General features: G+C 65.5%; 7 protein-coding genes. 2 read left to right on the top strand and 5 right to left on the bottom strand.

Annotated features, from left to right (window positions below):
- Positions 1-140: 140 nt before the first annotated feature.
- The 3 genes from JWQ90_RS05135 to JWQ90_RS05125 all read right to left on the bottom strand — a co-directional run bounded on the left by JWQ90_RS05135 (position 141) and on the right by JWQ90_RS05125 (position 2,772).
- Complete coding sequence (locus JWQ90_RS05135) at positions 141-869, bottom strand: thioredoxin family protein (protein WP_299690340.1); 729 nt, start codon at positions 867-869, stop codon at positions 141-143.
- A gap of 196 nt (positions 870-1,065) precedes the next feature.
- A complete protein-coding gene (locus JWQ90_RS05130; protein WP_299690338.1) occupies positions 1,066-1,752 on the bottom strand; it encodes a DUF4336 domain-containing protein in 687 nt (228 codons plus the stop codon).
- 9 nt (positions 1,753-1,761) lie between these two features.
- A complete protein-coding gene (locus JWQ90_RS05125; protein WP_299690336.1) occupies positions 1,762-2,772 on the bottom strand; it encodes a class 1 fructose-bisphosphatase in 1,011 nt (336 codons plus the stop codon).
- Between the two features lie 145 nt (positions 2,773-2,917).
- On the opposite strand from JWQ90_RS05125, the gene JWQ90_RS05120 reads away from it, so the two are divergent.
- A complete protein-coding gene (locus JWQ90_RS05120; protein ID WP_299690334.1) occupies positions 2,918-3,490 on the top strand; it encodes a TIGR04211 family SH3 domain-containing protein in 573 nt (190 codons plus the stop codon).
- A gap of 99 nt (positions 3,491-3,589) precedes the next feature.
- On the opposite strand, the gene JWQ90_RS05115 is transcribed toward JWQ90_RS05120, so the two are convergent.
- A complete protein-coding gene (locus JWQ90_RS05115; protein WP_299690332.1) occupies positions 3,590-4,096 on the bottom strand; it encodes a DUF1993 family protein in 507 nt (168 codons plus the stop codon).
- 141 nt (positions 4,097-4,237) lie between these two features.
- On the opposite strand from JWQ90_RS05115, the gene JWQ90_RS05110 reads away from it, so the two are divergent.
- Entirely contained in the window at positions 4,238-5,107 is an 870-nt protein-coding gene (locus JWQ90_RS05110; protein ID WP_299690331.1) for an OmpW family outer membrane protein, read from the top strand.
- 71 nt (positions 5,108-5,178) lie between these two features.
- On the opposite strand, the gene JWQ90_RS05105 is transcribed toward JWQ90_RS05110, so the two are convergent.
- The gene (locus JWQ90_RS05105) at positions 5,179-6,057 is read right to left on the bottom strand and encodes an NAD-dependent protein deacetylase (protein ID WP_299690330.1); all 879 of its coding nucleotides are present in this window, start codon (positions 6,055-6,057) and stop codon (positions 5,179-5,181) included.
- Between the last annotated feature and the right edge of the window lie 21 nt (positions 6,058-6,078).

Raw genomic sequence — 6,078 nt, 5'->3', positions numbered from 1 at the left:
GCGGGGGAGGGTTGGGGAGGGGGCGTGATGGCAGAACCGAGCTTTCTTCCGCGCCCGCGCCCCCATCCCGGCCTTCCCCCGCAGGCGGGGGAAGGAGACCAGCGCCGCCGTCAATGTTTCCAAACTTGTGAGTCATCGCACTAGGGCGCCGGCACGCGTTGCTGCGCGGAGGCGACGATGCGGCCGTCACGCTTGCGCTGGGCGAAGGCAATCACGCGAAACCGTCCGCCGCCGCTCACCGCGGGCAATGGCAGTGTTGCCGGTGATTTCGGATCGACCGTTTGCAGGCTGCGCACCACGCCGTCCTCGCGCAGCTTGCGGCCGCCGTTCTCGCCGCTGCCGACGGCGGTGACGATGCCGTCCTGCACCAGTGCGATGAGGTAGCGCAGCTCGTCGCCGGAACTCGTGATCGGTGTAAGCGACAGGGTCAGCACATCGTCACTGCGGCCGAAGCTGAATGTCAGTACCTGATGCGGTTGCGTCGCGGCCTGCTTCAGCCCGGCGATGACGGCCGACTCGTCGCTACCAATCGCATCGATGCGACCGTCGATGATCGCCTGCGGCGTGTACACGTGATTCGGCTGGCCGAGGGTGGTCGCATAGTCGCGCTGGCGCTCGGTCAGCGATGCCGACGAGTAGGGATCTTTCCAGCCGCTGTCGTTCCAGTAATCGACGTGCTGAGCCAGCGCCAGCACCTCGACGCCGGGGATCGGCTGCTCGCTGTTCAGGCGCTGTGCCAGGGCTTCGGCCGGCGGGCAGCTGGAGCAGCTCTGCGAGGTGAACAGTTCGAGGATGACCGGCGTGCGCGGCGCATCGGCACTGGCGGTACCGATGCAGGCGAGGGCGATGATGGCGACCAGGCGTTTCATGTCGATGCCGGATTACAGGAGTGAGCCATTAGACCGCGGGTGGATCGGAGTCGGCATGGCTGCGCGTCCGGTGATTCTGCCGCGGCGTTCGCGTTGGCTGCGATTTCGCAATCGCGGACAAGGTCCGCTCCTACAGTCGCGTAATAACCGGTACGCAACACTCCTGTAGGAGCGGACCTTGTCCGCGATGGGCACTTCAAAGCCAGCGCATCCCCTGCCGCAGACTTTCCTTCGCGTTCGCCGTGATGATGTCCCCATGCGCCACGATCACGCGGTCGAACGGCAGCGCCAGGATCTTGGCCATGCTCGCGCGCGCCTTGCGGCGGTTCACATAGACCAGGCGCAGCAGCGGGTGCCAGCCCACCTTGCCAAGTATGCCGCCGAGCTTCAGATACCAGCGCGTGAACGCATCCGCGTTGTCGGCGAAGTTCTCGACCAGATCGCTGGTGATCAGCGTGCGGCTGGGCACGTGATACAGCACGGTTTCGGCCATCAGGCTGCCGGCGATGGTGGTCGGCAGCAGCTCGCCGCTCCAGGCCGGATGCGGCGTGTCCGACAGCGTCGCGGTGAACCGCAGATCGCGGCGCTTCTTCTGCAGCCTCGAAGGGCCGTACAGCAGCGCGGCCGGATACGCCCGCACCGCTTCGCCGGCGTAGCTGTGATGAAACATATTCGGGCAGACGATGTGTTTGACCGGCCCGATCGCGTCGATCGCGCGGCGCAGCTCGTCGGTCAGCGCGACCGGCGAATGCAGCAGCACCTCGCCCGACGACAGCCGCACCACCGTCATCCGCGTGCCGATATGCAGGCCGACGAAACGGTGCGGGATCGACGTGATCCACAGGTTCTCGTCGATCCGGGTCAAGGCGGCCGCATCGATCATCGTCTTGAATCAGCCGTGATACTGGGTCGCCAGCTCGACTTCGTTCTTCGAGCCCATGATCACCGGCACGCGCTGATGCAGCTTGCTCGGTTGGAGATCCATGATGCGCTCGCGGCCGGTGGTCGCCGCGCCGCCGGCCTGTTCGATGATCATGCTCATCGGGTTGGCCTCGTACAGCAGGCGCAGCTTGCCGCCCTGCGCTTTCGTCTTGCTGTCGATCGGGTACATGAAGATGCCGCCGCGAGTGATGATGCGGTGCACGTCGGCGACCATCGAGGCGACCCAGCGCATGTTGAAGTCCTTGCCGCGCGGGCCGCTCTTGCCGGCCACGCATTCGTCGATATAGCGCTTCACCGGTTCTTCCCAGAAGCGCTGGTTGCTCATGTTGATCGAGAACTCCTGGGTGTCCTCGGGGATCATCATGTCGCGCTGGGTCAGCACGAAGCTGCCGAGTTCGCGATCGAGCGTGAACTGGTGCACGCCCTTGCCCAGCGTCAGCACCATCGTCGTGCTCGGGCCGTACACGCAGTAGCCGGCCGCGACCTGCTTGACGCCGGGCTGCAGGAAGTCGGCCTCACTGGCCTGGGTCACGCCTTCCGGCACGCGCAGCACCGAGAAGATCGTGCCGACCGAGACGTTGACGTCGATGTTGGACGAGCCGTCGAGCGGATCGAACAGCAACAGGTAGCCGCCTTTGGGGTACTGGTCGGGGATCGCGTGCGGATGATCCATTTCTTCCGAGGCCAGGCCGGCGAGATGGCCGCCCCATTCGTTGGCCTCGAGCAGGATCTCGTTGCTGATCACGTCGAGTTTCTTCTGCGCCTCGCCCTGGATGTTGCCGGTGCCGGCGTCGCCGAGCACACCGCCGAGCGCACCCTTGCCGACTGCGATCGAGATGCGCTTGCAGGCGCGGGCCACGACTTCCAGCAGCAGGCGCAGATTCGGCTGCAGCTTGCCGGCGCTGCGCTGCTCCTCGATCAGGAACTGGGTCAGGAAGATCGGCTTTTTGGACGGGTTCATGGAGGCCGTGGCGGTGGGATCGGTTGACGCCGCTAGTGTAAGCGGATGTCACCTCATGAGGCGCGGCGCGGCTCATGGGTGTTCAAAGCCGCCGGCGGATTGTTAGACTCCGCCCATGACAAGGACGTGTTTTGTAGTGGGCTTGATGCTGCTCCCCGTGTGTGCCCTCGCCCAGGACGGCGGCAAGCAGCTATACATTTCGGACGACATCAGCATCACGGTCCGTGACGGGCCACGCAATGACGCGGCATCGGTCGGCGTGGTCAACAGCGGCGACCGGGTGACAGTGCTCGAGACCCTGGGCGAACAGAGCTTCGCGCGCATCCGCACGCCCGATGGCCGCAGCGGCTGGATCACGTCGCGCTATCTGTCGGTTTTGCCGGCCGCCAAGGATCGCGTGCAGGGCCTGCAGACCGAGCTGACGACCAGCCGCAATCAGGTCAAGTCGCTGCAGGCCGAACTCGATGCCGCGCAGGGCCGTCTCGAAGGCGCGCGGCCGGCGATGGAACTCGCTGCCGACAACGAGCGGCTGAAGGCGGAGCTGGCGACGGCGCAGCAGCAGAACGAGGACGCGCAGATCCGCACCATTGATGAAAGCGCCAAGCGCCGCACGCTCGTCACCGGCGCCGCGCTGATCGGTGGCGGCATCCTGCTGGGCCTGATACTGCCGCTGATGGGTCGGATGGGCGGGCGCCGCAAGCGGCGCAACGAACTGTAGAGCTGTAGGTTGGGGTGAGCGCAGCGAACCCCAACATCAGCGCGGGACCAACGTTGGGGTTCGCTATGCTCACCCCAACCTACGACTACGATGGAGGACTCAGTTCGCGCCGATGAAATCGGGCTTGCCCAGCACCACCCCGTTGTGGCGCAGGATCAGGTACGCAGTGGCGACGTGGAAGTGCACATTCGGGATCGCGAAGTGCAGCAGATACTGCTTGCCGGAAAAGCGCATTTCCCCGTTGCGCATCTTCAGCACGATCTCGCGGTCTTCGCTGCCGTCGATCTGCGACGACGAGAAGCTCTTGACGAACGCCGCGGTCTTCTCGACGCGCTCGCCGAGTTCGGCAAACGTGGTTTCCTTGTCTTCGTAGGCCGGCGGCTCGACACCGGCCAGGCGCGCGACGCAGCCCTTGGCCATGTCGGTGGCGATCTGCACCTGGCGCGTCAGCGGGAACATGTCCGGATACAAACGGAACGTGGTCAGGGCGGCAGGATCGAGCTTGTGCTGCTCGGCATGTGCAGCGCCCTTGGACAGGATGCCGCGCAGATTGTCGAGCATGCGCGACAGTGTCGGAACCGATGCTTCGTACATGGACAGGCTCATTCAAACTCTCCCAGTTTATGATCCAAGGCGGCAATAATAGGCCCGATCTGGCGTCGCCGTGTGTTTGGAGAGGCAGCCGCGCCGGCTGGGCCAGAATAAAAGCCGTTCCATAAAACCGATCCTGGAAACAAGGACGTTCCGATGAAGACGCATCGTTCGCTCAAGGCCTTCGCCGCCTGCCTGGCGCTGCTTCCCGCCGCACACAGCTTCGCTGCGGACGACACCCAAGCCGAGTCCGAGCCCGCCAGCGCTGGCAGGCATATGGTCCAGGTCGGCGTGTTTCATCTCGATACATTGGACAGCAGCGATCCGCTGCACACCACGCTCAAGCCGGGGGCTGCTGCGCTGCTCGGCGTGCAGAGCGAGTTCGATTCGCCCGGCACCAGCGCAACCGTCAGTTCGTCGAACACGCTGGCGCTGATCTACTCGTATTTTGTGACCGACCATTTCGCGCTGAAGTTCGAGGGCGGCATTCCGGCCAAATTCAGGCTCTACGGCAATGGCATTGTCGCCCCGACCGGCCCGGCCGGCGCGCTGATCAATGTCGATCTCGGCGATCCGGCCAACAATCCGCTGGCCGAGGTCACGCAGTGGAGCCCGGTGTTCATGGTGCAGTACTTCTTCCGCGATCCGCAGAAGCAGATCCGCCCCTACGTCGGCGTCGGCGTGACCTACACCTGGTTCACCGGCATCAAGCCGGACCAGGACTTTGAAGACGCGCTGAACAACAAGTTCGGCACCACGCTGGCGCTGGCCAACCTGACCCCGGGCCAGACCACGGTCGATGCCAAGGCCAGTTCCGACATCGCGCCGGTGTTCAACCTCGGCGTCAGCGCCGAACTCAGCAAGCACTGGAGCCTGTCGGGCTCGCTGTCGCTGAGCCTGCTGTCGACCACGGCGACGATCTCGATCGACGCGGCCAACGGCGACCGCCTGGTCACCAGCAAGACCAACCTCGATCTGAACCCGCTGGTCGCCGCGCTGCTGCTGGGTTATCGCTTCGATATGTAGGTCGGCAATCCCTTGCCGACGTGAGGCCGCGATTGCGCAACCAGCGTGCACGTCGGCAAAGGATTGCCGACCTACTTCAGGTATTCCCAGGCTTCGCTTAGCGCCTCGCCGACGCCGCGCTCGATCTTCAGCGCCAGCAGCGGATCGGCGCGCGTGAGGCCGCGGTTGATCGCCGCGATCGGGATGCCGCGATCCGCCGCCATGCGTGCAAAGCGGAAGCCGGAATACACCATCAGCGACGAGCCGACCACCAGCATCGCGTCGGCGCTCGCGACGCCGGACATTGCATCCGCCACCTGGGCCGGCGGCACGTTCTCGCCAAAGAACACCACGTCGGGTTTCAGCAGCCCGCCGCAGGCCGCGCATGGCGGAACCACGAAGCCGGAGAAATCCGCCGATTCCAGATCGGCGTCGCCATCGGGCGCGCTGCGGGCGCTGAGCACGGCCCAGGCCGGATTCAGCGCCGTCAGGCGCAGCTGAAATGCCTGGCGCGGCGTGACATCGCCGCAGGCGGTGCAGACGATACGGTCGATGCGGCCGTGCAGGTCGATCACGCGCCGGCTGCCGCCGGCCTGGTGCAGGCCGTCGACGTTCTGCGTGACCAGCAGGTCGACATGGCCGGCGGCTTCGAGTTGCGCCAGCATGTGGTGGGCGGCATTGGGCGCGGCGGCGGCCATCATCGGCCAGCCGATCAAGCTGCGTGCCCAGTAGCGTGCACGGGTCGGCGGATCGTTCCTGAACGCCTGCCAGGTCACCGGCGGGCGCCGCTTCCAGGCGCCCACGTCGTCGCGATAGTCGGGAATGCCGGACGCGGTGCTGCAGCCGGCGCCGCCAAGCACGAACAGCCGCCGGTAGCGGCTGAAAAACGCGGCGAGCTGGGTAATGCCGTCGGCCTCGTCGCGCGCCGTCGCGGTGTGGCCCCGGCTCGGTGTAGGGTGTGCTTCCGTCATCGTCTTCAGAGCATAGCGGGC

This window comes from Hydrocarboniphaga sp. (genome assembly GCF_028291725.1).
GTDB lineage: Bacteria > Pseudomonadota > Gammaproteobacteria > Nevskiales > Nevskiaceae > Hydrocarboniphaga.
This window is presented reverse-complemented; position numbering and strand designations above follow the sequence as displayed.

Coding starts and splice junctions, on each gene's coding strand:
- JWQ90_RS05110 (WP_299690331.1), top strand. CDS start 4,238: ATGAAGACGCATCGTTCGCTCAAGGCCTTCGCCGCCTGCCTGGCGCTG.
- JWQ90_RS05115 (WP_299690332.1), bottom strand. CDS start 4,096: ATGAGCCTGTCCATGTACGAAGCATCGGTTCCGACACTGTCGCGCATG.
- JWQ90_RS05130 (WP_299690338.1), bottom strand. CDS start 1,752: ATGATCGATGCGGCCGCCTTGACCCGGATCGACGAGAACCTGTGGATC.
- JWQ90_RS05125 (WP_299690336.1), bottom strand. CDS start 2,772: ATGAACCCGTCCAAAAAGCCGATCTTCCTGACCCAGTTCCTGATCGAG.
- JWQ90_RS05105 (WP_299690330.1), bottom strand. CDS start 6,057: ATGACGGAAGCACACCCTACACCGAGCCGGGGCCACACCGCGACGGCG.
- JWQ90_RS05135 (WP_299690340.1), bottom strand. CDS start 869: ATGAAACGCCTGGTCGCCATCATCGCCCTCGCCTGCATCGGTACCGCC.
- JWQ90_RS05120 (WP_299690334.1), top strand. CDS start 2,918: ATGCTGCTCCCCGTGTGTGCCCTCGCCCAGGACGGCGGCAAGCAGCTA.